Origin of the sequence: Rhodopseudomonas palustris BisB18 (assembly GCF_000013745.1) — a bacterium.
Lineage (GTDB): Bacteria > Pseudomonadota > Alphaproteobacteria > Rhizobiales > Xanthobacteraceae > Rhodopseudomonas_A > Rhodopseudomonas_A palustris_F.
Map to the genome: position 1 here is coordinate 3,975,494 of NC_007925.1, position 26,017 is coordinate 4,001,510.

At 61.9% G+C, this 26,017-nt stretch carries 26 protein-coding genes; 15 read left to right on the forward strand and 11 right to left on the reverse strand.

What is annotated here, in order from left to right; translation table 11 throughout:
* The first annotated feature begins 42 nt into the window (after positions 1 to 42).
* Complete coding sequence (locus RPC_RS17930) at positions 43 to 669, forward strand: TetR/AcrR family transcriptional regulator (RefSeq protein ID WP_041802031.1); 627 nt, start codon at positions 43 to 45, stop codon at positions 667 to 669.
* A 225-nt stretch (positions 670 to 894) separates the two neighbouring features.
* Here RPC_RS17930 and RPC_RS17935 read toward each other — a convergent pair whose 3' ends face one another.
* The 5 genes from RPC_RS17935 to RPC_RS17955 all read right to left on the reverse strand — a co-directional run bounded on the left by RPC_RS17935 (position 895) and on the right by RPC_RS17955 (position 7,913).
* Positions 895 to 2,007: an ABC transporter permease gene (locus tag RPC_RS17935; protein ID WP_011474001.1), complete on the reverse strand. Its 1,113-nt coding sequence runs from the start codon at positions 2,005 to 2,007 to the stop codon at positions 895 to 897.
* 2 nt (positions 2,008 to 2,009) lie between these two features.
* Entirely contained in the window at positions 2,010 to 4,802 is a 2,793-nt protein-coding gene (gene rbbA, locus RPC_RS17940) for a ribosome-associated ATPase/putative transporter RbbA (RefSeq protein WP_011474002.1), read from the reverse strand.
* Positions 4,799 to 5,875, reverse strand: a complete 1,077-nt coding sequence (locus RPC_RS17945) for an HlyD family secretion protein (protein ID WP_011474003.1) — start codon at positions 5,873 to 5,875, stop codon at positions 4,799 to 4,801. Before RPC_RS17945 ends, rbbA begins: the two co-directional genes overlap by 4 nt.
* A 43-nt stretch (positions 5,876 to 5,918) precedes the next feature.
* Positions 5,919 to 7,109 carry a patatin-like phospholipase family protein gene (locus RPC_RS17950; RefSeq protein ID WP_011474004.1) on the reverse strand — a complete coding sequence of 397 codons (1,191 nt, stop codon included), beginning with the start codon at positions 7,107 to 7,109 and terminating at the stop codon, positions 5,919 to 5,921.
* 162 nt (positions 7,110 to 7,271) lie between these two features.
* A complete protein-coding gene (locus RPC_RS17955; protein ID WP_011474005.1) occupies positions 7,272 to 7,913 on the reverse strand; it encodes a hypothetical protein in 642 nt (213 codons plus the stop codon).
* A gap of 105 nt (positions 7,914 to 8,018) precedes the next feature.
* Between RPC_RS17955 and RPC_RS17960 the strand changes: the two genes are divergently transcribed.
* The gene (locus RPC_RS17960; protein ID WP_041802034.1) at positions 8,019 to 8,714 is read left to right on the forward strand and encodes a TetR/AcrR family transcriptional regulator; all 696 of its coding nucleotides are present in this window, start codon (positions 8,019 to 8,021) and stop codon (positions 8,712 to 8,714) included.
* Between the two features lie 122 nt (positions 8,715 to 8,836).
* On the opposite strand, the gene RPC_RS17965 is transcribed toward RPC_RS17960, so the two are convergent.
* The 5 genes from RPC_RS17965 to RPC_RS17980 form a co-directional block, all read right to left on the reverse strand.
* Positions 8,837 to 9,436, reverse strand: a complete 600-nt coding sequence (locus RPC_RS17965) for a hypothetical protein (RefSeq protein ID WP_011474007.1) — start codon at positions 9,434 to 9,436, stop codon at positions 8,837 to 8,839.
* 187 nt (positions 9,437 to 9,623) lie between these two features.
* Entirely contained in the window at positions 9,624 to 9,884 is a 261-nt protein-coding gene (locus RPC_RS25600; RefSeq protein ID WP_011474008.1) for a hypothetical protein, read from the reverse strand.
* A 93-nt stretch (positions 9,885 to 9,977) separates the two neighbouring features.
* The gene (locus RPC_RS17970) at positions 9,978 to 10,814 is read right to left on the reverse strand and encodes a universal stress protein (RefSeq protein ID WP_011474009.1); all 837 of its coding nucleotides are present in this window, start codon (positions 10,812 to 10,814) and stop codon (positions 9,978 to 9,980) included.
* A gap of 28 nt (positions 10,815 to 10,842) precedes the next feature.
* On the reverse strand, positions 10,843 to 13,995 hold the full coding sequence (locus RPC_RS17975) for an efflux RND transporter permease subunit (RefSeq protein WP_011474010.1): 3,153 nt from the start codon (positions 13,993 to 13,995) through the stop codon (positions 10,843 to 10,845).
* 4 nt (positions 13,996 to 13,999) lie between these two features.
* Positions 14,000 to 15,271, reverse strand: a complete 1,272-nt coding sequence (locus RPC_RS17980; protein WP_415914737.1) for an efflux RND transporter periplasmic adaptor subunit — start codon at positions 15,269 to 15,271, stop codon at positions 14,000 to 14,002.
* On the opposite strand from RPC_RS17980, the gene RPC_RS17985 reads away from it, so the two are divergent.
* The 8 genes from RPC_RS17985 (at position 15,270) to RPC_RS18020 (ending at position 19,367) form a co-directional block, all read left to right on the forward strand.
* On the forward strand, positions 15,270 to 15,896 hold the full coding sequence (locus RPC_RS17985; RefSeq protein WP_011474012.1) for a TetR family transcriptional regulator: 627 nt from the start codon (positions 15,270 to 15,272) through the stop codon (positions 15,894 to 15,896). The genes RPC_RS17980 and RPC_RS17985 overlap by 2 nt on opposite strands.
* Positions 15,897 to 16,006: 110 nt before the next feature.
* Positions 16,007 to 16,432: a hypothetical protein gene (locus RPC_RS26885; RefSeq protein WP_167532082.1), complete on the forward strand. Its 426-nt coding sequence runs from the start codon at positions 16,007 to 16,009 to the stop codon at positions 16,430 to 16,432.
* Positions 16,407 to 16,964: an RNA polymerase sigma factor gene (locus RPC_RS17995; protein WP_011474013.1), complete on the forward strand. Its 558-nt coding sequence runs from the start codon at positions 16,407 to 16,409 to the stop codon at positions 16,962 to 16,964. The genes RPC_RS26885 and RPC_RS17995 overlap by 26 nt, the downstream gene beginning before the upstream one ends.
* Positions 16,961 to 17,251 (forward strand): DUF5419 family protein, encoded by a 291-nt coding sequence (locus RPC_RS18000; RefSeq protein ID WP_234803329.1) that lies wholly within the window; start codon positions 16,961 to 16,963, stop codon positions 17,249 to 17,251. The genes RPC_RS17995 and RPC_RS18000 overlap by 4 nt, the downstream gene beginning before the upstream one ends.
* 21 nt (positions 17,252 to 17,272) lie before the next feature.
* The gene (locus tag RPC_RS18005) at positions 17,273 to 17,635 is read left to right on the forward strand and encodes a hypothetical protein (protein ID WP_011159635.1); all 363 of its coding nucleotides are present in this window, start codon (positions 17,273 to 17,275) and stop codon (positions 17,633 to 17,635) included.
* A gap of 135 nt (positions 17,636 to 17,770) precedes the next feature.
* Entirely contained in the window at positions 17,771 to 18,196 is a 426-nt protein-coding gene (locus RPC_RS18010) for an organic hydroperoxide resistance protein (RefSeq protein WP_011159636.1), read from the forward strand.
* Between the two features lie 40 nt (positions 18,197 to 18,236).
* A complete protein-coding gene (locus RPC_RS18015; protein ID WP_011159637.1) occupies positions 18,237 to 18,698 on the forward strand; it encodes a MarR family winged helix-turn-helix transcriptional regulator in 462 nt (153 codons plus the stop codon).
* Positions 18,699 to 18,701: 3 nt separating this feature from the next.
* Complete coding sequence (locus RPC_RS18020) at positions 18,702 to 19,367, forward strand: glutathione S-transferase family protein (protein ID WP_011474014.1); 666 nt, start codon at positions 18,702 to 18,704, stop codon at positions 19,365 to 19,367.
* Positions 19,368 to 19,501: 134 nt separating this feature from the next.
* On the opposite strand, the gene RPC_RS18025 is transcribed toward RPC_RS18020, so the two are convergent.
* Complete coding sequence (locus tag RPC_RS18025; protein WP_011474015.1) at positions 19,502 to 20,098, reverse strand: PepSY domain-containing protein; 597 nt, start codon at positions 20,096 to 20,098, stop codon at positions 19,502 to 19,504.
* Positions 20,099 to 20,577: 479 nt separating this feature from the next.
* Between RPC_RS18025 and RPC_RS18030 the strand changes: the two genes are divergently transcribed.
* The 5 genes from RPC_RS18030 (at position 20,578) to RPC_RS18050 (ending at position 25,810) form a co-directional block, all read left to right on the forward strand.
* Positions 20,578 to 21,675 carry an HlyD family secretion protein gene (locus RPC_RS18030; RefSeq protein WP_415914738.1) on the forward strand — a complete coding sequence of 366 codons (1,098 nt, stop codon included), beginning with the start codon at positions 20,578 to 20,580 and terminating at the stop codon, positions 21,673 to 21,675.
* The gene (locus RPC_RS18035) at positions 21,672 to 23,222 is read left to right on the forward strand and encodes an MDR family MFS transporter (RefSeq protein WP_011474017.1); all 1,551 of its coding nucleotides are present in this window, start codon (positions 21,672 to 21,674) and stop codon (positions 23,220 to 23,222) included. Before RPC_RS18030 ends, RPC_RS18035 begins: the two co-directional genes overlap by 4 nt.
* Before the next feature lie 7 nt (positions 23,223 to 23,229).
* A complete protein-coding gene (locus RPC_RS18040; protein ID WP_011474018.1) occupies positions 23,230 to 24,735 on the forward strand; it encodes an efflux transporter outer membrane subunit in 1,506 nt (501 codons plus the stop codon).
* Between the two features lie 20 nt (positions 24,736 to 24,755).
* Positions 24,756 to 25,424 (forward strand): TetR/AcrR family transcriptional regulator, encoded by a 669-nt coding sequence (locus RPC_RS18045; protein ID WP_011474019.1) that lies wholly within the window; start codon positions 24,756 to 24,758, stop codon positions 25,422 to 25,424.
* 152 nt (positions 25,425 to 25,576) lie between these two features.
* The gene (locus RPC_RS18050; RefSeq protein ID WP_011474020.1) at positions 25,577 to 25,810 is read left to right on the forward strand and encodes a hypothetical protein; all 234 of its coding nucleotides are present in this window, start codon (positions 25,577 to 25,579) and stop codon (positions 25,808 to 25,810) included.
* Positions 25,811 to 26,017: the final 207 nt, after the last annotated feature.

Sequence of the window (26,017 nt, forward strand, 5' to 3'; positions counted from 1 at the left end):
GTTTCCTATCCAACCGTATAGCTCTAGATTGCCGCGGACCGAATGCCGCGCACGGAGAGACCCGCCATGACCCCTAAGGGTGGCAAGAGTTCGCAGAAGATCCTCGAGTCGGCGTTCAAGTGTATCGCCCTGCGCGGCTGCAACAACGTCACCTTGCGCGAGATCGCCGACGAGGCGGGAGTCGCCCTCAGCCAGTTGCACTACTATTACAAGAACAAGGACGGGCTATTTAACGAAGTCCTGAAAGGGATGCGCGAGCGTTACAGCGACGGCCTCGCCGCCAAACTGTCGAAGTCGGCGACGCGGGCTGCGAAGATTCGCGACATCATCGACTACAATCGCGAACTGCTACGCAACCAGACCGATCTTTATCGGAACTTTCTGGAGTTCTTCAATATCGCAATGCGATCGGACGAATTCGGCTGCGACGTGAATCAATTCATCGAAGACATTGCTGCTGCGATCAGCGTCCATCTCTCAGCCGATCTCGCCGATGCGGCGACGTCCAGGCGCAGCGAAAATGACGCTCTGGCGCGGATGATCCTCGCCTCGTCGTTCGGCATCGCCATGCAATATCTGCTGAATCGCGAGAGTGCCAACATTCTCGCCGGTTTCGACATCCTCGCCGCATCGCTGGACCCGGCTCGACGCCACCCAGAACCGGCATGACCTCCCAAGCCCCATCTCGCCGCGGATGTGATCCGGCGCATATCTGCGGTCGGCTCCTGAAGGCCAGTAACTAAACTATCCCCGGCAACAGTCTAGCAACGGCGATCCATCCCACTGATATTACGTCATCGGAAAACTGCGGCCGTTTTCCCCGCCAATGCGGCATCCGTGCCGTTCGACCGCTCGCATTCGCCTGCGTCAATGTGAGTGACCGTCAATAATGAATTAGCGCAGAAACTGCCTGAAGCGCACCCATGAGACCAGAAAGAGGGTGCCCCCGATCAAGGTCAGCGCGAACAATTGCGGCCACACAACGTCCAGTCCGGCGCCCCGAAACAGAATGGACTGCGCGAGGATCACGAAATGGGTGTTCGGAGCAGCAAGCATCAGGGTCTGAATGATTTCGGGCATGCTCTCGCGCGGCGTGAGGCTGCCTGACAGGGCCTGCAGCGGCATCAGGATCAGCATCAGCAGCAGCCCGAATTGCGGCATGGTGCCGGCCATGGTCGCCAGAAAGATCCCCATGCAGGTGGTGGCGAACAGGTGAAGGGCCGCGCCGAACAGGAACAGCGTCACCGAACCTCCGATCGGCACCGCAAGGATCCCCTGCACGATCACCAGCAGCGACACCGTAGACGCAAGCAAAACGATTACGCCCATCGACCAGATCTTGCTGGCCATGATCTCGACCGGCGTCACCGGCATCACCAGCAGATGCTCGAGGGTGCCGTGCTCGCGCTCTCGGATCAGCGCAGCGCCGGTCAGGATGATGGACAGCATGGTAATGGAATTTATGACCTCGTTGATCGCGCCGAACCAGCCCTTGTTAAGTTCAGGATTGAAACGGGCCCGCAGCGCAAGGTCGATGGGAACGGTGGCCGTGCCCCGATAGTGCTTCAGGAATTCGGCGACCTCGCTCGAGACGATGGACTGAATATAGGCGCCGCCGGTAAAGGCCTGGGACATGCGGGTCGCATCGACGTTGAGCTGCAGCGTGGGTGACTTGGCGCGCATCAGATCGCGCTGAAAATTTGGCGGAATATCGAGCGCGAAGGTGTCGAAACCCGAGTCCATGCGCGCGTCCATTTCGGGCTGTGTGATCAGCATCGGGATTGCAAAATACGGCGGATTGAATGCCGCAATGATCCGCGACGACACCGGCGACTGATCCTCGTCAACCACCGAAATCGCCGCGCGGTTCAGCGTCTCGCGCAGCGCGGTCGATGCCGTGTAGATCTGAAATGTGAAAGCGTAGAGGATCAGGATCAGCATCATCGGATCGCTGACCAACCCCCGAAATTCCTTGATGCCAAGCTGAACGATGTTGGCCGAGCGCATGCTCAATTCGCCTGCTTCTTGAGGAGCATCGAACCCAGTCCCAGCAGCACAGGGATCATGATCAGCAGCGGCACAAACGAACCGGACAGGTCGCCGAAATCCAGAGCCTTTGAGAAAGTGCCGCGCGTGATGTTGACGAAATAGGTCGTGGGATAGATTCGCCCGATCAACGCGCCGGCGCCCTGCAGCGAGGACACCGGGTCCATCAGCCCTGAATATTGCATCGCAGGAATCAAAGTAATGATAGCGGTTCCAAAAATCGCGGCGATCTGGCTGCTCATGAAAATCGAGATCATCAACCCCATTGCGGTCGTCGTCGTGACGTAGAGCAGTGCGCCGCTCGCAAGGGCCAGCAGGCTGCCGGTGAACGGAACGCGGAACACGAAAATGGCGAAGGCCGTCAACAACACGAAGTTCAGCATGCCGAGCGCGATATAGGGCAATTGCTTGCCGATCAAGAATTCGAGCCGCGTCACCGGCGTGGTGTAGAAATTGACGATTGATCCGAGTTCCTTCTCGCGAACCACGCTGAGCACAGCGAGCATGGCCGGTATCAACAGCAGCAGCAGCGGGATCACCGCCGGCGCCATCGCCACCAGACTCTTGACGTCCGGATTATAGCGGTAACGGATCTCCAGGTTGTAGCTGCCGGCGACGGCGGCGGCGCCATACTGCTCTGTCGCCTTCTGAGTCAGCCAGCTTGCGTGCATCGCCTGAACATAACCGCGCGCGGTTTCCGCCCGCGTGGGCATCGCGCCGTCGATCCAGCCTCCGATCTCGACGTTCTTCCCGCGCGCCACGTCGCGGCCGAAGCCCGGCGGAATTTCGATCGCCAGGCTCAGCTCACCGCTGCGCATGCGTCGATCGAGATCGGCATAATCCGTGATCGGAGCCTTTTCCTTGAAGTAGCGCGACCCGGCGATTTGCAGGATATAGTCGCGGCTGATCGTGGTGTCGTCGCGGTCCAGCGCTGCGAATGTCAGATTCTCGATATCCATGTTGATGCCATAACCTAGCACGAACATCAGAATGACACTGCCGATGGTGGCCAGCGTGGCGCGAATCGGATCGCGGCGCAGTTCAAGGGCTTCGCGGCGGGTGTAGGCAAACATGCGCCGCGGATCGAACAACCGCTGCCACGCACCTGGCTTTGCGGACATGCCTGCTTCGGCTTTCTTCTCGGCGGCGGCGGCAATCGGCCCGATATCCGGTGCAACGCTTGCAGTTTGACCGATCGCGGCTTCCAGGCAGGCAATGAAGGCCGCTTCCAGCGAATCGGCGGAACGGCTTTCGACAATGTTTTTCGGCGAATCGCTGACCAGCACCTTGCCGGCATGCATCAGCGAGATCCGGTCGCAGCGCTCGGCCTCGTTCATGAAGTGGGTCGAGATGAAGATGGTGACGTTGTCCGTGCGCGACAGGTCGGACAGGATTCGCCAGAAGCCGTCGCGTGCGATCGGGTCGACGCCGGAGGTGGGCTCGTCGAGAATCAGGATGGCAGGAGAATGAATCACCGCGACGGCGAGGGAAAGCCGTTGGCGGATTCCCAAAGGCAGGGGATCCGGCAACGAGTCAATATAGTTTGCGAGATCGAAACGTTGCGCCATCTCGTCGATGCGGGACGCAATCTTTTCGACAGGCATGCCGAACAGCCGCGCATGAAGATCGAGATTCTGGCGGACGGTGAGTTCGGAATACAGCGAGAACGCTTGCGACATGTAACCGACGCGGTGCCGCACCGCCATGTCGTTCGGGTCGACTTCCTGTCCAAATAGCTTGGCCGTGCCTTCACTGGCGGGCAGCAGTCCGGTCAGCATCTTCATGGTCGTGCTCTTGCCGCAACCGTTCGAGCCGAGAAATCCGAAGATCTCGCCACGGCCGATCCGAAAACTCACGTCATCGACGGCGGTGAAATCATCGAACCGCATGGTGAGGTGCTCGGCTTCGATGGCAATGTCGTCGTCGACGCCAACGGGACGCGGCGGAATCACGACCTCGGCGTAGCCGCGGCGCTGCTGCTCCGGAAGCAGCGCGATGAAGGCGCCGTCGAGCGTGGCGGCGCCGGTCTGCCTCAGCAGTTCGGCCGGAGCGCCGGTGGCGAGAACCCGGCCAGCATCCATCGCCGCCAGCCAATCGAAGCGCGCGGCCTCTTCCATGTAGGCCGTCGCAACGATGACGCTCATGCCGGCGCGTTCGGCGCGAATTCTGTCGATGAGTTCCCAGAACTGGCGGCGTGACAGCGGGTCAACGCCGGTGGTGGGCTCGTCCAGGATCAGAAGATCGGGATCGTGGATCAAGGCGCAACACAGGCCCAGCTTCTGCTTCATGCCGCCCGAAAGCTTGCCCGCCGGGCGGTCTGCAAAAGCCGCCAGACCGGTGCTTTGCAGGAGTTCACGAATTCGACGCTCCCGCTCCTGCTTGCCCTGGCCGAACAACCGTCCGAAGAAATCGACATTGTCGAATACCGACAGCGTCGGATAGAGGTTCTTGCCGAGCCCCTGCGGCATGTAGGCGATCCGCGGACAAACCGAGCGACGATGGGCGGTATCGGCCATATCGCCGCCGAGCACCGCCACGGTTCCAGTCTGGATGGCGCGCGCGCCTGCGATCAGCGACAACAGGCTGGACTTTCCCACGCCATCGGGGCCAATCAAGCCGACCATGCAACCGGCGGGCACGTCGAGCGTGATGCCCTGAAGCGCGTGGTTGCCGCCATAGGCAAGATCGACCGCGGCAAGACGCACGACGGGTTGAGTCGATCCGACCAGCCCGGCGGCGGACGTTTGAACGGTCATTGGGCCAGCGTTCCGTTGAGATTGGCCGGCCATTCCGCCTTCGGATCAAACTTGACATAGGCCATGCCGGGAAGACCAGTTTTGACCTGCTGGATGTACTTCTTCAACAGCGCCGGCGAGATGTGCGCCTTCACCCTGAACATCAGCTTCTGCCGCTCTTCTTCGGTCTCGACGGTCTTCGGCGTGAACTGGGCGACGTCCGCCACGAAGGTCGCCTTGGCAGGAATGACGACTTGCGGGACGGCATCAAGCACGAGCCGGACCTCGGCTCCGATCGGTATCCGTCCGACCTGCGCGGTCGGCAGGAAGAACGTCATGTAGACATCGCCGAGATCAACCAGATTGAGCACCCGCCCGCCGGCGGACAGCACTTCACCCGGCTGCACGACCCGGTATTGCACGCGACCGTCGCGAGGCGATTTCAGAATCGCATCGTTGATGTCGACGGTGATGCTTTCGACCGCCGCCTGGGTCGCATCGACGGATGCTCCGGCATCGATCACCTGCGCATTGGCGGCGCTGATGGCGGCCTCGGCCGCCGCGAGTTGCGCCTGAGCCGCTGCGACGGCAGCCTTCGCGCCCTCGGCGTTCGCCCGATCGTCATCGAGAACCTGCTGCGACACTGCACTGGTGGTGATCAGCCGCTCCGAGCGCCCGAGCTTTCTCTGGATCGAATCGAGCTGCGCCTCACGCTGGGCGATGACTGCGATGGCGGCGGTGCGTTCGGCAGCTCTTTGCGCGACGAGGCTCTTGGCCGTGTCAACACTGACGATCGCCCGATGATGCTGGGCGATCGCCTGTCGGCGCTGCGCTTCCAGTTGATCGGTGTCCATGCGGGCGAGCACCTGGCCGGCCGTCACGAAATCACCTTCGTTGACCAGGATTTCCCGGATCCGCCCCGGCGTCTTGGTGGCGATGTCGATCTCCGTCGCTTCGATACGGCCATTGCCGCTGGCAATGCCTTGCGGAAGACTGCTCCTGCCGAACTCTTTCCAGACAAAATAGCCAACGCCGCCGACCAGCACGACCAGCAACGCGGCGATCCACGGCCTTTTGAAATCCTTCATCGTCATCGATCGGCCTCTATGTCACGGTTTTCGGTCGTTGCTATTGCACTCACCGTGCGGCTGCAATTCGAGACGCGGAGGGCGCCTCGTTGTTATCGGCAGGAGGAGATTGCGACCAGACGTGGCCGCTTCGGGCTCTGTCGTAGCCATACTGGAATAGTTCGCGCATGTAGGCGGTATCGAATCCGGCAGGCGACAACGGTCTGTCGCCTTCGATATAGGTCAGGTTGAAGCCGAATTTATTACGCCGCGCGAAGGCGTAAGTGTTGTAAAGGATCGATCGCGTCTGCGTCTTCAACATGGTCGAGGACGATCGTGCTGCAATCTCGACGGTGCTGTTGGTGACGAGCTGGAATTCCCGTTCAACCTTGTTGTTGATCAGGATGAACAGTTGCAAATTTTCCGGTTTGGCCGGAGCCGCGTTACGGAGCAGGAAAGCCTCGGGGAGGGTCAGGACGGGCGCCGTCACGCCACCATCGATATGCATCTCCTGAAATTGCTTGCCGTTCGCTGCGGCAGTGATGAGCATCGGCTCAAACACCACTGGCACACTTGCCGAAGCGGCGACGACGTCCTGGAACAGACGCAACGACTCCGGCGTCCCAAGCGAAGCGATACGCCCCATGTCCCAGATCACGGTGCGCTGGGAGTCGATATTCGTCGTCACGATCGCAAGTTGCCGGCCTCTGGCGTATTCAACGGCGACTGCAGCGACGACATTGGCATCATAGTATTTGGCTGCCAGCTCGCGCATTTTCGCGTTTCCGAACAGACCCGAACCGAAAATAGCTTTCAACGGGTTGGGGTCTTCGAGGAGACTTGCGGCAATGCCGCTGGTGTAGATTTCGCGCAGCGTCGTGTCGTAGTCAGAACCGAGAAACGCGAATGGCGCGATCAATGCGCCGGTGCTGACGCCAGACACGATTGAGAATGACGGCCGCGCGCCCGCCTCCGACCAGCCATTGAGCACACCGGCGCCATAGGCACCATCCGCCCCGCCGCCCGACAGCGCCAGGTAGGTCCGCGCCCCCCGCCACATCAGTTGGTGATTGGCCTGCATGAATGTGCCGGCCGGTTGGTCGGCGTAGCGACGCAGGTCGACAAGATCGAGGACCCGCGCAGAGGAAGCATCCCCGACGCTATATGGCGTCCTGGGCAGAGACGAGCATCCGGCGACGAGAAGGCCGAGCGTCACAACGAGGACCGGCAGGACGGTGGATCGAAGACGAGGATGATGCATGGCGGGCCTTTTTTGTTAACCGCTTCAGGGCAGGACGGCGTGCTACGACGCCACGCAGTGGCGCAAACTCCGTTGTTTGCCGGATTTAACGATGCTCCGATATGACATTGCGTCGTCGGCCTGCGGTCGACGGTCACTGCGCATGGCAAGGCTCGCCTGACTTCAACTCAGAGCGTCTTTCGTCAGACCGCAGGCCTGACTGAGCTTGGCGGAGCGTGCCTCGGCGTTGGCTTTGACGATACTCTGATTGCTTGCACGCTCGTCGGGAGTAAGCGTTACAGCATCGACAGGCGTTTCGCTTGGCTTGTCGGCGTCTTGCGGCGCCCGGACGTATTCGGCGTTGAGCCGCTCGATGTTCGCGATCTGGCGACCGGTCAGCTTGGCAATCTCGTCGCCCTCGGAGTAGCCGTTGCAGCTCCGCAGCACTTGGCCGCCGAGCGCGTGCATCTGAGTGTTAAGAGGGCCCAACCGATCTTCAGAAATCTCAGCCACGATGGCGGTCGCGCCGGGCTTGAGCGCGTCGGCGGCCTCTTGGCAAAAACTGTCCAAGACGCCCGCATCCGACAGACCGCCATGGCCGCCCACCGGGACCGCAATCAAACGGCTCGCCAAACCGCTGACCGCAGATCCAACGGCGCCGCCCGATACAGGGGCCATCAGGGAGACAGTTCCAGCAAGATCCTTGGCAATGACAGCTTGGCTGAACAGCACCAAGCTGTTGTCGGCTTGCAGCTCGGTGAGAACGCGCAACGCTTCATTGGCCTTCGCTTGGTCCCCGAAAATGATAACGGCAAACTTGCTCATCGAGGTCCCTCCCCGGGACAGATGCGAGTTGCGGATTGTCGACCACGGGGCGAAAAGGTGTGAGACAAACATCAGCACCAATTCAACTATCGTTGATTAAAAGCAATGCGTGAAAATGTCAATGTGGCGGCCCTTGCCGCATCGGCCGAGGAGATTCACAGAATGGCGGCGAAGGTGGCTGTGAAGCGTCGGGGACGCCCACGAAAAACGGAACAGCCGAAATCGGTGGCGATCCTGCAAGCTGCGCTCGCGGCGTTCGCGGGCCACGGCTTCGATGGCACCAACCTTCGGCAGATTGCGACGGAGGCCGAGATCGATGTGGCGCTCATCCCGCATCAGTTCGGCTCAAAGCTGGGGTTGTGGCGTGCGGTCGTCGACGACATCGCCGAGCGCACCCTACCCGATTTCCGCTCGATCATCGAACGGGGTTCCCCGGAAACATCCGCCGGCGAAACGCTTCAACTGGCGATGGCGCGGATGATCGATCATCTCTGCGATACGCCACAGTTGGCGATGTTCGTGGTGAACGAAGTCGGCGAACAAGGTGAACGGTTCGAATATGTGTATGACCGCCTGGTGCGGCCCATGCATGATCTACTCTTGCCGCCGATTCGCGCGGCTCACGCCTCCGGTGCCATCAAGGACGTCAACCCCGACTTTTTCTTTGCCACGTTCACGGCCGCCATCTCCATGACGGTCGTGATGCGCCCGTTCATAGCCCGGTTTTCCAGTCATGCGAAAAAGGAACAAGCGTTTCGTCGCGAGTTGAAACGGGCGTTGTTGGCGGTCGGGTTCGCTTAAGGCCCCCTACGCCCGGGTCCGCAATCCAGCAGAACAGGTCAAAGCCCCGCCGGGCCTTGACCTTCGATGAGCTTGCGTCATCAGTCACCGACTGATTGCGCGGCCGCGAGCAGCTCTGCTGCCTAGCCGAGCTTGGCAAAGCTGTCCGTGATCGCTTTCCAGGTGCGCTGCTGGACCGCATGCGCCTCGGCGATCGCGCTTTGGATAGCCTTCCAGGATTCGTCTCCCGCGTTGGAGGCCTGCCCGAATTTGGCCTCCACCTTCGCGGCCGCTTCACTCAGCCGAGCGGCGGCGGCGTCGGCTTCGATCCGGGCCCGCTCGACCGTTTCAGATGCGGCAGCCTGGATCGTGGCGAGCGATTTCTGCCATGTCACACGTTGCGCAGCGGCACGGGCCGCAAAGGCGTTCTTCACGGTGTCGGCCTGCGACGCCGCGGCGGCCAAATAGGTCTGAAGCCCAAGCTCCACCTCGGTCCACTTGGCCAACAGCGCTGCGTAGGTTCCTTCGCCGGCGTCCGCTGTCTGCGCACGCAGCACATCGGCGTTCCTGCTGAACTCGTTTCGCGCCGTCGCGATCCGTGCCAACGCGCGCTCCGCCTCGATGCGGGCGGCGCTGCTCAGGCTCTTTGCGGATTCTTCGAGCGAAGCAAGCGTCGCATCGATCTCGTCGAGCTTCTGCTTGGTCCACTCCAATTGCTCATGGGCAAGGCTGGTTTTCAACATGCCATTAATCCTCCAGGGGCGGGTCGGATATTATTCATCATATGTTGATTAGATGTGACAGCTAGTTCCGCAATCAAGAGGGCGAACGTCGACCTTCAAAAAGAAAGACGGAAAGGTATATCAGCGCCCTCAGCGCGGAGCCGTTGCAGAACCTCGTCAATTTTACCGTTGCCATTCTACCGCGATCTCATGACCGTCGTGAGGACGCCTCAACCAACATCAGATAGTCTTTGTGGAGTGCGACCGGCGTGCGCGAACGATCGAGTTGAATGCGCACCACACTGGGATAGCGGCTTAGTCCCACTACGGTGCCGCGTTGCTCCGCGTATCTTGGATGCCGCTCGGCTCCAAGCGGACTCATACAAACCCGGTCGCCCATTGCGAAGCGCTCTTCCAAGGCTTGCTTGATGCCCGCTTCGGCTGAGGCCTTCGTCCGCGAAATCGTCATGCTGCCGTTTCTCCCCCCATTATCATTGTCGGCATTCGCTGCCTTGGCAGCCGCTCTGAATTGCCAACCGCAGCAACACCGCAGTGTGATCAATCAGTGGGCGATCAGCATCGGAATGGTCGCCAACTTGAGTAGCGATCGCGTCACGCCGCCGAACACCGCCTCGCGAACCCGGGCATGACTGTAGGCACCAAGTACAATGAGATCGAAGCCGCCATGCACGGCGTGTTGCAAGATCACGTCGGCGATCGGGGATCCGTTGGAATCGATTGGCTCGGTCGTGACATGCGCACCATGTCTGCTGAGATAGACCGCAACGTCGGCGCCGGGATTCTCGCCATGCAGACGATTCTTGGCAGCATCGATCACGACAATCGAAACCGACTGCGCCGCCGACAGCAGGGGCAACGAATCCGCAATCGCGCGCCTCGCCTCACGGCTGGCGTTCCATGCCAACAGCACCCGCTGCGCAACGGCTCCCGACGGCCAACCGTCGGGCACGATCAGGAACGGAATGCCGGTGGCGAGCAACAGGCCTTCGGCCGACGAATTGAGCGGCAGCCCGCCGGGCCGAGGATGACCGACGATCACCAGATCGGCGTGCAGGCAATGCAACTTGGTATCGTCGGACTCGATCTCGCGGATGATCCTGAACTCGTAGGTGATGTCAGCGCTATTGGTCGCGGTGTTGAAGTTTCGGCTCGCGACACTGGTGGTCTCAATGGCGTTGGCGTCGTGCAGTTCGATCAGCCGACGCATCGCGTCGCGGCCGCGGACATAGGCATTTGCCGGGATCGGCCCATCGGAGGACGCCACGAAAATGCCGATCAGATGCGCGCCATGACGCCGCGCCAACTCGACAGCGTAGCGGGCCCGCGTGGCACCGGCGTTCGATGGCTCCACGAAGACCACAATGTTCTTAAGCCCCATCGACAGTTCCTCTATCCACGTCGTTCGGTTACCGGTTGGGCGGATGCGGCGCGACCGCGGTGGTCTCGCCCGGCTTGCGCCGGAAGCGCGCTGCCCGTTCGCGCAGCGTCTGAAAGGTCACGTAGAGCATCGGAATGACGAAGATGCCGAGCAGGCTCGCCGCCAGCATCCCGGCGAACACCGGCGTCGAGACGCTACGACGCGCGATCTTTGCGGCACCGTCGGCCCAGACCAGCGGCGCAAGACCGGCGATGAAGGCGATCGACGTCATCATCACCGCGCGAAACCGCAGCTTCGCCCCGGTCTCGGCCGCCTCGATGATGCTGGCTCCGGCTTCGCGCTGCTCCTTGGCGAATTCGACGATCAGGATGCCGTTTTTCGCGGCCATCGCGATCAGCACCACCAGCCCGATCTGGGCATAGAGATCGAGCGCCAGCCCACTGACCAGAAGACCGAAAAACGCGCCAAGCACGCCGACCGTGACCGACAGCAGCACCGGGATCGGAATGACCCAGCTTTCGTACAGCGCGACCAGAAACAGGTAGGCGAACAGCACCGCAAGCGCCAAAATCACCGGGGTCTGGCCGCCCACCTTCTGCTCCTGGAAAGAGGTCCCGGTCCATTCGAAGGCGTATCCGGACGGCAGCGTATTGGCTGCGACCTTCTCCATCGCCGCCATCGCGTCGCCGGACGAAACTCCTGGCGCGGTGGATCCCATCACGGTGACCGAGCGATAATTGTTGTAGCGCGTGATCACCGCCGGCCCGACCACGGTCCGTACCGAGGCCACCGCTTGCAAGGGGACCATGGTGCCCTTGGCGTTGCGGACATAGATGCTCCACAGCGCCGACAGATCGCGTCGGTCCTCGGACTCCGCCTGGATGTTGACCTGCCAGGTCCGACCATAGAGATTGAAGTTGTTGACGTAGTAGCCGCCGAGCGTCGCCTGTAGCGACGTGAAGATGTCGTTGATACCGAGCCCGAGCGCCTCGGCCTTTTCCCGATCGATATCGAGATAGATCGACGGCGAACTCGCCGCGTAGGTCGAGAACACCCGCGCGAGCTTCGGATCCTGATTGGCGGCGGCCAGCAGTCCCAGCGTGACATTGCCCATGGTGGCGAAGTCGCCGCCCGCAAGATTCTCGAGCTGTATTTCGAATCCGCCGCTGGTCGAAAGTCCGATCACCGGCGGCAGATTGAACGGGATGACGGTCGCGGCCTTGATCTGCGTCGCCGCACCGAAGGTCTTGGCGATCAGCGCCTGCGCCGAGTCCATCGCGCCTCGGCGATTCTCGAACGGCTTCAGGGTGACGATCACCAGGGCACTGTTGGACGCGCCGTATTGGTCGAGAATGGAGAATCCCACCACCGCGATGGTATCCTTGACCTGGGGCATCTTGCCCAGAATATCCTCGAGCTGCGCCACCGCCCTGCTGGTGCGTTCCACCGAGGCGCTTTCCGGAAGCTGGATGTTGATGAAGAAAGCGCCCTGGTCTTCCTCGGGCAGGAAGCCGGTCGGAGTGATGCGCGACAACAAGCCGGACCCGAGCGCGCAGCCGCCGACCAAAAGCAGCGAGATCGCCGCCATCCGCAGCGACTTGTGCACCACGAAGGCGTAGCCGTTGCGCACCTTGTCGATTCCGTGACCGATCCGCGCCAGCGCGCCGCGATGCGGCGAATGCCTCAGGAACACCGCGCACAGCGCCGGCGACAGCGTCAGCGCGTTGATTGCGGAAACAAACATCGCCGCGCTGATCGTCACGGCGAACTGCCGGAATAATTCGCCGGAAATCCCTGGGATGAATCCAATCGGCACGAACACCGAGAACAGCACCATGGTAATCGCGATGATCGGCCCGGTGACCTGCCGCATCGCCTTCTTGGTGGCGTCGGCGGCGGAAATCTCCGGCTCCTCCTCCATGATTCGCTCGACGTTTTCCACCACCACGATGGCGTCGTCGACGACGATGCCGATGGCGAGAACCAGCGCCAGCAGCGAAATCGTATTGATCGAATAGCCGAGCACCAGCAGCACGGCGTAGGAGGCAATGATGCTGACCGGCACCGCGATCACCGGCACGATGGTGGCGCGCAAATTGCCGAGGAAGACGAACACCACGATCGCGACCAGGACGAACGCCTCGACCAGCGTCTTCAACACCTCATCCACGGTCTCGTTGACGATGGTAGTGGCGTCGTAGATCGACCGAACCTTCAATCCCGCCGGAACCCGGCCGCGGATTTTGTCGAGCGTGGCATTGACCGCGGTCGACGCGTTGAGCGCATTGGCCCCCGGCGCCAGGTAGATGCCGATCGCGACCGACGGCGAAGTGTTGAGGCGGGCCTCGACGTCCTCGTTCTGCGCCCCCATCTCGACCCGGGCGACGTCGCCGACCCGCAACACCGAGCCGTCCGGATTGGCGCGGATCACGACGTTCTTGAACTGCTCGGGCGAGGACAGCCGGCCCTGGGTCTGCACATTAATCTGAAGCTGCTGATCCGAGCTCACCGGGCGGGCGCCGATGCGGCCGACCGGCGCTTGAATGTTCTGGCTCTGGATCGCCTTGACCACGTCTGACGGCACCAGCCCGAGGCTGGTGAGCCGGATGGTGTCGAACCAGATCCGCATCGAATAATTCAGACGGCCGAACAGCGACGCCGATCCGACGCCCGGGGTCCGCGCCAGTTCGTCGAGCACGTTGATGGTGGCGAAGTTGGTCATGAACAGTGGATCGTACTTGCCGTCGCTGGACAGCATCACGACCTGCAGAATCGACGACGACTTCTTCTTGACGGTGACGCCCTGCAGCTGCACCTCGGCGGGCAACTGCGACAGCGAGGTCTGCACGCGGTTGTTGACGTTGACCGTGTTGATGTCGGGGTTGCTGCCGAGTTCGAACGAGACCGTCAGCGTGTAGCTGCCGTCGTTGCCGCTCGACGACTTCATGTAGATCATCTTGTCGACGCCGATGATCTGCGCTTCGAGCGGCTGCGCCACGGTCGACTCCAGCACCTCCGCCGAGGCGCCGGGATACAGCGTGGTGACCTGGACCTGCGGCGGCACGATGTCGGGAAGCTGGGCGACCGGGATGCGGGTCAGCGCCAACAGTCCGACGATCGTCATCAGGATGGCGATGACGATGGCAAAGCGCGGTCGATCGACGAAAATAGCGGAAAACATCGACCTAACCCGGGTTCTGGTGCGCGCCGGCATCGCCGGATGAGACTGGATCCGGCTTCACCGGCGTGTCGGCGCGAACCCGTTGCACGCCTTCGACGACTACCTGCTCGCCCGCGCTCAGCCCCTGCTCGACCGACGCCCATTCCGGCGTCGAAGGACCGAGCTGCAGATCGCGGCGCCGCGCCACGTTGCCTGCATCGATCACATAGGCGTAGCTGCCACGCTGGTCCGACAGCACCGCTTGCCGAGGCACCGCGACGACTTGCACCGGCTCGGCGTCCTCCAGCAAGACGGTGACCAATGCGCCGTTGATCAGTTCGCGGGGAAATTGACCGTCCTTCTGCTCGCCGAGCGGCGGATTGGGAATCGTCGCCCGGAGCAGGATGGTGTCGGTGTCCTGCGCAACATTGATGTCGATGAAGGTGACTTCACCGTCGCGGTCGTAGAGTCGTCCGTCCGGCAGCCTCAGCCGGACCTTCAAGGCGGCGAAGCCGTCCTTGATCAGCTTTGAGCGAAGCGTCATCACCCGCCGCGTCGCAACCGGAAACACGACATACATCGGATCCTGGCTGACGATCGTCGTCAGCGGCCCGCTGGTGGGGCCGACCAGATTGCCGACCTTGGTCACGGCGCGGCCGATCCGACCGTCGATCGGCGAGCGGATTTCGGTGTAGTCGAGGTTGATCTCGGCCTGGCGCAATTGCGCTTCGGCGGCGCGTAACTGCCCGGCGGCGGTGAGCTTGTTGGCCCGCGCGGTATCGACCGAGCTTTGCATCCCGGCCGGCCCCTCCAGCAGCTTCTGCGAACGGGCCAGCGTGATGCCGGCGTTTTCCAGCTGGGCTTTGGCCTGATCGATCGCGGCGTGGGCGGTCTCAACCGCGGCTTCGTAGGAGCCGCGCTCGAGCCGGTACAACAGCTGACCGGCCTTGACCTCGGCCCCTTCGGTGAACAGTCGCTGTTCAAGGAAGCCCGAGACCCGAGCCACGATCTCGACGCGCTCAGCCGCTTCGACCCGCCCCGTGATCTGCTCCTTTTGTGCCACCGGGCGTAACGCTGCGGGCGCAACGCCGACCGCTGGCGGCCCGGATGGCCCCATTTGCGCCGACGCAACCATCGGGGCAGCCCCGACAACCAGAACTAAAGCAGCCCACACCAGAGCCGGGCGCAATGCGATATTCATATGGCCTCTCGATCCCCGCTGCAGGCAGCGGAAATGACTTGAACGGGATTTACATACGTTTAGTATGTATGTCAATGGATGAGGTAAAGTCGCCATGCGGCGGACGAAACTGGAAGCAGAAACAACGCGCGAGACCATACTCGCGGTGGCTGAGCGGCTGTTCCTCGAACGCGGCGTCACCGAGGTGTCGCTGGAGCAGATCGCCGTGGCGGCCGGGTTCACCCGGGGGGCGGTGCATTGGCATTTCCAGAACAAGCAGGGGCTGCTGCTAGCGTTGCTGGACCGGATGGGCCTTCCGCTCGAACAACTCGCCGGTCAGCTCGAGATCGACGATACCCTCGACCCGATGGACGAACTGGTCCGCGACATGACCGGGCGGCTCTGCGAGCTGGAGATGGATCCGAAACGCAAGCGGCTCTCCACCTACCTGGTCAATTTCGCAGCGGTCGAAGCGCCGGAGCGCCAGCGCAACTTCGACCGCAAATTCAGATCCTCGGTCACCATCATTTTTCGTTTGGCCGAGAAACGCGGCCGGCTGGCGCCGCACTGGCGGCCGGAGATCGCCGCGCTAGCCTTCTGCGGCATGGTGATGGGCCTGATCAATCAATGGCTGAACGGCGAGACCGAGTTCGACATGCGCAATGACGTCACCGCGGCTGTGCGGGCTTTTTCGTCCTCGCTGCGGGCGCAGCCCGACGATCCAAAAAGACCAGGAGCTTAGGGACATCAGAAGCCGAATTCGGCGGATGCAATAAATCGCCGATCCTTGCGTCATCCAACCAACTGCATTGCCACACAGCGGCGTTGCGCATCGCGCGCCGAACCGCCTGCATGCGGCACCGCTCGCCGCTGCGTCGGCGGCGCGCATTTGAAAGGGATTTCGTGATGTCGCTTGGCCGGCTTCTTCTGATCATCCAACATGTCGCGTTGGGACTGGCTGTCGCCGTCGTATTCGGCCTGCTGTTCGGCTGGGTGGTGATGGTGGCGTGGAACGCCGTCGTTCCAGACCTGCTGGCGATGCCTGCCCTCACCTACTGGCAAGCGTTCGCGATGCTGGTGTTGACCCGCGTTCTGGTCGGCAGCTTCAACCATGGATCGCATGGCCACAAGACGCGACCGTGCGCGCCGTCGCGGTCTTCATCCGCTTCCGATGCGACGCTGTATGCCGCGTGGTGGGAAAAAGAGGGTAAGCCCGCGTTCGAAGCACACGCGGCTCGCCACCTCGCCGGCGATGGGGGCGCGGGTGACGCCGAGTGACAATCGCCTCACCGACGCTGCGCCCGACGTCGCCAGGATTCGGCATCAGGTCGCGGACGTCGTGCGCCGCGATCGCGGCCGCCTGCTCCGCTTCGTGCATGCGAAGCTGTCTGGCGCCTCCGATCTGGATGCCGAGGATGTCGTTGCGGACACCGTGCTGCGGTTGATCGAGCGGGCCGATCTGCTCACCGAGGTGGAGAATGTGACGGCCTATCTGTTCCGGGCGCTGGCGAATGGCGTGATCGACCGGATTCGCCGCCGTCGCGAGCTGACACCGTTGCCCGAAGAGGTTGAAGATCCCGCGCTCGGGCCGGAACAGACGCTGGAACAGACGCAGCTTCGACGCCGGCTGCGCGCCGCGCTGGACCGGCTGCCGCCAGCGCAACGGGCGGTTTGGATCGCCGTCGAGATCGAGGGCGTGCCGTTCCGCGAACTCGCCGCGCAATGGAATGAACCGATCGGCACGCTGCTGTCGCGCAAGAACCGGGCAACCAAGTCGTTGCGGCAATGGCTGGCGGAGGACGCGACGTGATCACCGACGCGGACCGTTCAATCCGTCAATCAGGAGAACCCAAGATGTTCGATGCTGACAGTGTGGCCATCCACCAATTCAACTTCACGCGCTGGCTCCGCCGCTTGGATATCGAGCTCGACAAGATCACCGGCGGCATCGGCCTGACCCGTAACGACTTCGCCGACTGGCGCTACGCCGTGGCCTTCACGAATGGCATAGCCCCGCGGCAGGCCGCAATCGACATGCTGGCCGAGGACCACAACGGCCACGGCTATCTGCGACACGCCGACATAGACAACATCTGAAGCTTTAGAGAAAGGACGACCATGAACACCACCAAAGCCTTCATCTTCACCAGCCGCCTATTTGGAATTCTCGCGCTATGCGTCGGCATCGCCTATTGGCTGGGCTACGACGTTCCGCTGGAATTGCATATGGGGCTCGGCGTCCTGCTGGTTATCGCGGTGTGGGGGCTTGCCGTGCTCGCGCGTGAACAGGCCACGCAGCTGGCGCTGATCGCCGCGCTATGGGCCGCTATCGTTCCGGTGCTCGGCTTGTTGCAGGTGCATCTGCCGCTCGGGGAAACATCCTGGTTGCTGCGCGTGCTCCACGTTGTGGCAGGCGTCGGCGCAATCGGTCTCGCCGAGGCCCTCAACAAGCGGATCAAGAGGATCGCCATCACCGGCTGAACCGCAACCGTGCCGGTGCTGCCGCGACGTCGGCCGCACCGGATGCGGCGGCAACCAAATGGCACGACTTATTATATTGCACACAATCTTATTGTGCGCTATTTAACAGCGGAAATTCAAAAACGGGAGGCGATCATGAGTGCACTCTATTCCACGAAGGTCACGGCGATCGGCGGTCGCGCCGGCAGCGTTCGCAGCGACGATGGTTTGCTGTCGCTTTCACTGGCTCTTCCGAAGGCGCTGGGCGGCAAGGGCGATGCGACCAACCCCGAGCAGCTGTTCGCCGCCGGCTACGCCGCCTGTTTCGAAAACGCCGTCATCCACGTGGCACGCGCCAAGAGCGTCAAGGTCGCCGACGCCGATATCGAAGTCGTGGCCGAGGTCGGCCTCGCGCCGAACGGCAGCGGCGGATTCGTGCTGTCCGTGGCGCTGAACGTCACCATCGCAGGCCTCGAACAATCGGTCGCCGAAGCGATCGTGGCGGCGGCGCATGCGACGTGCCCATATTCGAATGCGGTGCGCGGCAATATCGACGTCGTGATCGCGGTGACGACACGCTGAATGCAACCCGTCGCTTCACCCGCCCTCTGAAGGAGTACCGATGGCAAAACAGTCGGACCATCCGCTGCGCCTCGACCGCCAGGTCTGCTTTCTGCTCTATGCCTCATCCAACCTGGTGACCCGCCTGTACCGACGGGTACTCGCCAAACTCGGCCTGAGCTATCCACAATATCTCGTCATGCTGGTGCTCTGGGACTCACCGTCGCAGAGCGTCGGTGACCTCGGGGCGAAGCTGTATCTCGACAGCGGCACGTTGACGCCGTTGCTGAAGCGGATGGAAACCGCCGGACTGCTGACCCGGCGGCGCGATGCGGAAGATGAACGCCGGGTTCTCGTTGAACTGACCGATGCCGGCCGCGCGCTACGCAAGCGTGCCAGCGTGGTGCCGCAGGCGCTCGCCCAGGGCCTGGATTTCGACCCCGGCGCTGTCGAGACGCTTCGGAAAACCCTGCAGGACATCATCGCAATGCTGGCAAACCGTCCGCCCTCCCTGGAGAAATGACTGATGCTGACCGTCCACCATCTCGGACTATCGCAATCCGAGCGCATCGTCTGGCTGTGCGAAGAACTGGACATTCCCTATCGCCTTGAAGTCTATCAACGCGATCCGCAAACCCGGATGGCGCCCCCCGAATACAAGGCGCTGCATCCGATGCAGATCTCGCCGGTCATCGCCGACGGCGATCTCGTGCTGGCGGAATCCGGCGCGATCATCGAATACATCCTGGCCAAATACGGACACGGGCGGCTGAAGGTTGCCCCGGACGATCCGGCATTTGCCGACTATCTGTTCTGGTTCCATTTCGCCAACGGCACATTGATGCCCAGCGAGTCGATCGAGATGCTGGGAGCCGGTATCAGCGGCGCCGATCAGCTCGGAGTCGGAATCGGTTCGGACCATCCGTTTGTCGCGGTCTACACCGCGCGGACCGACCGCGGCTTTGCGATGATCGAACAGCGGCTCGGCAAGGTGCCCTATTTGGCTGGCGCGGACTTCTCTGCGGCTGACATCATCATGTTGTTTGCCTTGACGACGATGCGTGCGTTCACCGGACGCCGTCTTGACGATTATCCCAATATCCGCGGCTATCTTGCACGCATCGGTGGACGTCCGGCGTATCAACGTGCGATGACAAAGGGAGATCCCGAGCTCTCGCCGATGCTGAGTTGATCGATCCCGGCGGCACAATGTGAAGTTGACGCGCACGAGAAAACGCTCGGCTAAACGACCGAGCGTTCAATGCTATATTGGCACGCTGGCTGGCTTCGAAACGCAGGAGCTCCGAGGACGCTCTTGCGCTTTGGCTAGAAAGCTCTCGACGAGGGAGGCGAGCGCCGGCTTTTCTCAGCTGGATCGACCGATATCTCCTTCAAAGCGCCGTCGGAGACGACGACCACGAGGAAGATCAGCCGACCGTCGGCGCGGCTCAATCCAGCCCCAACCGCTTTTCCCGCGCCGTATTTTTCCGCAACAGCCACCGCCTCGGCCAAATCAAACCCGGCGCGCTTTAGATCGGCGATGTTGCTCTTATCCTCGGCGTCCAGCTGCGAAGCTGGCATCCAGCTGTCGCGGACAATAGCCCGGGTCGCGGCATCGATCGAACCGTTCCATATCTCTCCGTTCCGATAGGCCTTGACGTGATAGACGGGTGTCTCCACCTGGCCATCGAAGCTGATATCGACCACCTTCGCACCTGCCAGCTGCTGTTCGACCGCCGCAATCCCTTCCCGTGCCGAAACGATCGCCCGACCGAAGGTTTCGAGTTCGCTCTGAACCGACAATGGCTGGCGTTGTTCGGGCTGCGATGGCGAGCTTGCATTCTCACCGACGCTATGTGCGTTCGCCGAAATTGGTCCCAGCGCAAGCATCAAGATGAGCAGGAATTGGCCGGTCGTTTTCATGACATGATCTCGACGGTTTGGCCGATGCCAGGCGCCGCGGGCCACCAAAGCGTGGCCCAGCCGGTTAATCAACCATCGTTGAATAATATGGTTCCCTACGAATTCGAGTCAAGGCGCAATCGGAAAATTTGGGCCAACGCGGCGGCGAGGCTAACCGAACGCGAAGCTGGGAAACGGCGATAGCTCGGACCAAGCCCCGCATCACAACACCCGGCAATTTGTCCGGTGTCCCAGACAAATGGCAACGTCGGCTCCGTTCGATTATTGGAACGATCAACGGCCGAGCGCGTCATAAAGGCCTCGCTTGAAATCGATGCGGTATTATGTAAACGATACAGTACCGTTTTTATGAAAGGTTGGAAATGGCGTCGGAGCCGGCTGACGGGAACAAACGCTCCAGGGAATCTGCCTCCCACGACCAGGAGCAGGCTCCCCCACCAACCGACCACGACGATACGCAGGGTAAGTTGGCCCCCTCGATGCTGTCGAATCCCTGGTTACGTTGGGGATTGATCACCGCTGCGATCCTGCTGCTACTTGGTGGCACCGGCTATGGCTGGTATTGGTGGACCACGGGTAGCTATTTTCAAAGCACCAATGACGCGTATCTCAAGGCGGATCAGGTCTCGATTGCGCCGAACGTCTCGGGCTATCTAGTTGGGGTACCGGTGGTCCAAAACCAGACGATCGCGGCTGGCGATCAACTGGCGAAGATCGACGACCGTTCCTACCGGGTTCGAGTTGAGCAGGCCAAGGCCCAACTCGATCAGGCAAGGGCCGGCAAAGCTCGCGCGGAAGCCGAGTTGAACCGACAATACGCCCAGATCGAACAGGCGAATGCTCAGCTTGGGCAATCGGAGGTGAGCCTGGCTTTTGCCGAGAACCAGGTCGCGCGTTATCGGCCGTTGGCAGCGAGCGGCGCCGAAGCGACCGAGCGTTACGACCAGATCCGAAACCAGCGCGATCAGGCACGCGCCCAGGTCGCCCTAAACAACGCGCAGGTCGAGTCGGCGCGTCGGATGGTCCCCTCAATCGAAGCGCAAATTGCCGAAGCGCAAGCCGCGATTGAGCAGGCCGAGGCCCAACTTCATCAAGCGCAAATCGATCTGGACAACACGGTGGTGGTCAGCCCGATCGCGGGCCGCGTCGGCGACCTGACCGCGCGGGTCGGCCAATTCGTTCAGCCCGGCATGCGGATGATGACCGTCGTCCCGGTCCATGATCTTTACCTGGAGGCAAATTATAAGGAGACCCAGATCGGACTGATGCGGGTCGGCCAGCCGGCGACCATCGAAGTCGACGCCCTGCCGAATGAGAAGCTGCACGGCGAAGTGCTGAGCTTCTCACCCGGCACCGGCTCGGAATTCTCGTTGCTGCCGCCGCAGAATGCGACCGGCAATTTCACCAAGGTAGTGCAGCGCGTTCCCGTGCGAATCCGGATTGATGCCGGCCCGGAGGCGCGCAAGGTGCTGGTGCCCGGACTGTCGATCGTGGTGGATGTCGATACCCGTAACGCCAAGGCCGAGATCAACCGCCAAAGACGAGAACAGCAAGACAGCCGGATCAGCGGGCAATGAGCGATCCGGCCGAAGCCAGTTCAACGCCTCAGCGCGCCGATCTCACCGCATGGCTGGCCGTCGGAGCCGGGACGATCGGCGCGCTGATGGCGACGCTCGACATCTCGATCGTCAACGCGTCGCTACCACAAATCCAGGGTGAGGTCGGGGCCAGCGAATCCGAAGGCACTTGGATCTCGACCGCATATCTGGTCGCCGAAATCATCATGATTCCGCTGGCGGGCTGGTTCGAGCGTCTGCTCTCGCTGCGGATCTTCCTGCTCGTCGTCACGGTGGGTTTCGTGCTGTCCTCGATGCTGTGCGGGACCTCGACAACACTCGTTTCGATGATCACCGGCCGCATCGGCCAGGGGTTTGCCGGCGGCGCGATGATCCCCACGGCGCTCACCATCGTGGCAAAACGTCTGCCGCCGGACCAGCGCCCGATCGGCATCGCCTTGTTCGGATTGACCGCGGTGCTCGGTCCGGTGCTAGGTCCGATCATCGGCGGCTGGCTGACGGAAAACGTCAGCTGGCACTACGCATTCTTCCTCAACCTGCCGGTCGGCATCGGACTGGTTGGACTGCTGTTGTTGGGGCTTCCCTCCGAACGCATGCATTGGCGCGAGGTCGCGCAAGCGGATTGGCTTGGCATCATCGGCATGGCCATCGGCTTGGGCTGCCTCACCGTTGTGCTCGAGGAAGGCCAGCGCGAGCGTTGGTTCGAATCGAACTTCATCATACTGTTAAGTCTGGCCTCCCTGCTCGGCTTCGGTCTGTTGACGGCGGGTCAATTGGTGAGTCGCAAGCCGGTCATCGACCTTCGCATCATTTTCCAGCGAAGCTTCGGCGGGGTGTTCCTGATGAGCCTCGTGGTCGGCGGAGCGCTCTACGGCATCCTGTATCTGATCCCGCAATTCCTTAGCAAAATCGCCGGGTACAACGCCGAACAGGCCGGCTACGTCGCGCTGCTCAGCGGCATTCCGACGCTATTGATGATGCCGCTATTTCCATTTCTGGTGCGGCGGCTGGACGTGCGGATCGCGATTGGATTCGGGCTTTTTCTCTACGGCATCAGCTGCCTGTTAAACGCCGGCCTGTCACCTGAATCCTCGGGAATCGACTTCCTGTTTGCGCAGATCCTCCGCGGCTTTGCGCAGTTCTTTACGCTGGTCTTCCTCAATCAAGCGGCGACCAGCTCCGTCAGCCAGGACAAGGTCGAAGACGCGTCGGGCCTGTTCAATGCAGCGCGCAACCTCGGCGGTTCGATGGCGCTGGCGATGATCTCGACCCTGCAGGAGCGCCGGACCACCCTGCATGTCGATCGGATTTCCGAAGCGCTGAGCGGCAATTCCGTCAGAGTGCAGGAGCTGATCGCCGGCTTCGGCGCGCGCGTCGAGGACGTGCAACGCGGCATGCAGGCCCTCGGCCAGGCGATCCGCCTGCAGGCAACGGTCATCACATTCTCCGATCAGTTCTTCGTCTTGGGCGTCATCCTGCTTGTGACCATTCCGCTGGTCGTGTTGCTGCGGCCGTTGCCGAAGGATGCCGGCGTTTCGGTAGGGTGAGGTAAGTATGGTCAATGCTTTTGTTCGCAGCATTGCGTTTCTCCCGCTGGCCGCCTCGCTCGGCGGATGCCTGGTCGGTCCTGACTATGCCGGGCCGCCGCTTGCTGCGCCTCTGGCCGAGACCGGCCAGGGCTTTCGACGTCTCGGCTCCAGCGCCCGCGCCCTGGAGCCGTCGGCGGACTGGTGGCGGGCGATCCGCGATCCCATGCTGACCGAACTGATCGAACGCGCCCTTGCGGACAGCCCCTCGATCCAGATCGTCGAGGCCAGGGTGCGTCAGGCACGGGCGAGTGCCAGGGAACAATACGCCAATCTGCTGCCGAGCGGGTCGGTGGCGGGCGCCTATCTGCATAATCGGATTCCGCTCGGAGACGCCCGCCGCGGTCTCGAAAATGTTGCCGGTGGCCAAGCCATCGCCAGCCAGATTCCCGATGGCACCAACCTTGATCTCTACGATACGAATTTCGATGCAAGCTGGGAGATCGATATCTTCGGCGGTCGCCAACGGGCTGCCGAACAGGCCGTCGCGCAGGCCGACGCCGCGGTCGCGCGGTTTGCCGATGCCCAAGTCCAACTCGCGGCGCAGGTGGCCCAGAGCTATGTCGGTTTGCGCGACGCGCAGCATCGGCTTGATCTGACCTTGCAGTCGGTCAAGCTGCAACAGGAAGCCATCGATCTGACCGCTCAGCGCCTGGGCGGCGGCACCACCTCCGACCTTGATCTGGAGCGCCTGCGCACGCAGTTGGCCAGTACGGAGGCGATGGCGGACCCGCTGCGCGCAACTATCGACCGGAACCGCGGGCAGCTAGCCGTGCTGGTTGGGCTGGAGCCAGGCACGCTCGACTCCCAGCTGCGCCAGCCCAGGCCCGTTCCAGTCCCGCCACGGCCCCTCCGCATTGGCGACCCCGCCGGGATGCTGCGGCGGCGACCCGATATCCGTGAAGCCGAACGAAATCTTGCCGCCACCAATGCCCAGATCGGACAGGCGGTAGCCGGCTATTTCCCTCGCGTCACGCTGCTCGGAAATGTCGGCTCAGTATCGACCTCCACCGCCGTGTTTGGGACTGCGGGCTCCTTGATCGGCAATGTCGGACCGACGCTGCAGTGGAATGTGCTCGACTTCGGACGGACGCTCGCGCGTATTCGGCAGGCCGAAGCTGGCTCCGACGCTGCTATCGCGCAGTATCAAAACACGGTCCTCACCGCGCTGCAGGACGCTGAATCGTCGTTGTCACGGTTTAGTCACCAGCGCAGCCAAGTTGCAAAACTGGCGCGTGCCAGCGCGTCGGCCGACAAAGCCGCCGAGCTGATGCGACAGCGGAACCGAGCCGGTACCGTCAGCGTCATCGATCTGCTTGACGTCGAACGGCAACGGCTCCAGACAGTTCAAAGTCTGGCTCAAGCTCAGGCGCAGCTCATGAACGACTACATTGCGCTGCAAAAGAGCTTGGGATTGGGATGGTCGGACGCCCCCGCGCCCGAAGTCGCGTCATCGAAAGTTCCAGATCAATAATTGTCCATGGAAGGACCTCAATGAGCCATCCGCCGAAATCGCCCCTTCCAGTTCGGAAGAGTCACGGTGGACGCCCCTCCCTCCAAGCATCTGCCCGTCTCACCGAGCACATCGTCGACAAGGCCACCGCGCTTTTTCTTCGCGCCGGCTTCGAGGCGGTCAGCATCGACACCATCGCAGCCGAAGCGGCGATTTCAAAGCGGACGTTTTATACCCGGTTCAGCGGCAAGCCAGATTTGTTCACGGCCGTGGTCGTTCGCTTTGTCGAAAAACGCATGGCCAAGATGGACGCCATTTCCGCCGTGGTGGGCCCGCTGCGGCATCAACTCGAAGCGATCGCCTGTGAGATACTTCGGATCGCTTGCGAACCGGACGCCATCGCCCTCGACCGGATCGTCACCGCCGAAGTTGAGCGATTTCCGGAACTTGGCCGCATTCTGTATGATTTCGCGGTGCCACGCGCGGTCGGCACGATAGAGAAAATTCTCAATCAAGCCTGCGCGGACGGCACGCTCGACCGGATCGATACGCATCATGCAGCCGAGCATTTTCTCTACGCGGTGATCGTCGGGCCGATGCGCATGGTGGCGCTCGGCGTAGAAGGCCGCCGCCTGTCAGGCGGCCGGCTCAAGCGATTGCGACAGTCGATCGATCTATTTCTCAACGGCGTTCGCTCGCGCTCCGACTAGTCCAGCCCCCGATTAGCGCGCGAGCTGACGTCAGCTTGACGCGTTCCTCTCCATGCACGTGAAGCAAACTGGTGGGCTCACTCCCAAAGGAACGATTCAACGCCTCGCGCATTTTTGATACGATACCGTACCGTTTCTTATTGGAGATTGCGATGGCAATTGCGACACGCTGCATCCTGATGATCTGTCTGATCGTACCGACCTGGGCCCACGCCGGCTCCACCGAAGCGGAGAAAGAGATTGCCTGCAAAGACGACGCCATGAGGCTTTGCTCCGAGTTCGTTCCGGATCGAGACAAGATCACGCTATGCATGCAAAGACGAATCCCACAACTCACCCCCGCCTGCCGCGCGATCTTTGATGAGGATAAACCGAAGTCAAAATAATCGCGGCAACCTCCGCCGCTTTTCGACTCGCGGGCGCGCCCCTCTCCGAAATCGTTGGAACGCCACACAGCATGTTTGTCGAACCGACCGTTTGAGACGGCGCGGCTACCGCGAGTTCCGGGCTGCGCTGAACTGGGGGGAGTTTCAATCCGCCGAATATGGGAGGATCAGTAAGGGAGGCAATGAGGTCCGCTTCAGGCATCATAT

Coding starts and splice junctions, on each gene's coding strand:
- RPC_RS17930 (WP_041802031.1), top strand. CDS start 43: ATGCCGCGCACGGAGAGACCCGCCATGACCCCTAAGGGTGGCAAGAGT.
- RPC_RS17935 (WP_011474001.1), bottom strand. CDS start 2,007: ATGCGCTCGGCCAACATCGTTCAGCTTGGCATCAAGGAATTTCGGGGG.
- rbbA (WP_011474002.1), bottom strand. CDS start 4,802: ATGACCGTTCAAACGTCCGCCGCCGGGCTGGTCGGATCGACTCAACCC.
- RPC_RS17945 (WP_011474003.1), bottom strand. CDS start 5,875: ATGACGATGAAGGATTTCAAAAGGCCGTGGATCGCCGCGTTGCTGGTC.
- RPC_RS17950 (WP_011474004.1), bottom strand. CDS start 7,109: ATGCATCATCCTCGTCTTCGATCCACCGTCCTGCCGGTCCTCGTTGTG.
- RPC_RS17955 (WP_011474005.1), bottom strand. CDS start 7,913: ATGAGCAAGTTTGCCGTTATCATTTTCGGGGACCAAGCGAAGGCCAAT.
- RPC_RS17960 (WP_041802034.1), top strand. CDS start 8,019: ATGCGTGAAAATGTCAATGTGGCGGCCCTTGCCGCATCGGCCGAGGAG.
- RPC_RS17965 (WP_011474007.1), bottom strand. CDS start 9,436: ATGTTGAAAACCAGCCTTGCCCATGAGCAATTGGAGTGGACCAAGCAG.
- RPC_RS25600 (WP_011474008.1), bottom strand. CDS start 9,884: ATGACGATTTCGCGGACGAAGGCCTCAGCCGAAGCGGGCATCAAGCAA.
- RPC_RS17970 (WP_011474009.1), bottom strand. CDS start 10,814: ATGGGGCTTAAGAACATTGTGGTCTTCGTGGAGCCATCGAACGCCGGT.
- RPC_RS17975 (WP_011474010.1), bottom strand. CDS start 13,995: ATGTTTTCCGCTATTTTCGTCGATCGACCGCGCTTTGCCATCGTCATC.
- RPC_RS17985 (WP_011474012.1), top strand. CDS start 15,270: ATGCGGCGGACGAAACTGGAAGCAGAAACAACGCGCGAGACCATACTC.
- RPC_RS17980 (WP_415914737.1), bottom strand. CDS start 15,271: ATGGCGACTTTACCTCATCCATTGACATACATACTAAACGTATGTAAA.
- RPC_RS26885 (WP_167532082.1), top strand. CDS start 16,007: ATGCGGCACCGCTCGCCGCTGCGTCGGCGGCGCGCATTTGAAAGGGAT.
- RPC_RS17995 (WP_011474013.1), top strand. CDS start 16,407: ATGGGGGCGCGGGTGACGCCGAGTGACAATCGCCTCACCGACGCTGCG.
- RPC_RS18005 (WP_011159635.1), top strand. CDS start 17,273: ATGAACACCACCAAAGCCTTCATCTTCACCAGCCGCCTATTTGGAATT.
- RPC_RS18010 (WP_011159636.1), top strand. CDS start 17,771: ATGAGTGCACTCTATTCCACGAAGGTCACGGCGATCGGCGGTCGCGCC.
- RPC_RS18015 (WP_011159637.1), top strand. CDS start 18,237: ATGGCAAAACAGTCGGACCATCCGCTGCGCCTCGACCGCCAGGTCTGC.
- RPC_RS18020 (WP_011474014.1), top strand. CDS start 18,702: ATGCTGACCGTCCACCATCTCGGACTATCGCAATCCGAGCGCATCGTC.
- RPC_RS18025 (WP_011474015.1), bottom strand. CDS start 20,098: ATGAAAACGACCGGCCAATTCCTGCTCATCTTGATGCTTGCGCTGGGA.
- RPC_RS18030 (WP_415914738.1), top strand. CDS start 20,578: ATGCTGTCGAATCCCTGGTTACGTTGGGGATTGATCACCGCTGCGATC.
- RPC_RS18035 (WP_011474017.1), top strand. CDS start 21,672: ATGAGCGATCCGGCCGAAGCCAGTTCAACGCCTCAGCGCGCCGATCTC.
- RPC_RS18040 (WP_011474018.1), top strand. CDS start 23,230: ATGGTCAATGCTTTTGTTCGCAGCATTGCGTTTCTCCCGCTGGCCGCC.
- RPC_RS18045 (WP_011474019.1), top strand. CDS start 24,756: ATGAGCCATCCGCCGAAATCGCCCCTTCCAGTTCGGAAGAGTCACGGT.
- RPC_RS18050 (WP_011474020.1), top strand. CDS start 25,577: ATGGCAATTGCGACACGCTGCATCCTGATGATCTGTCTGATCGTACCG.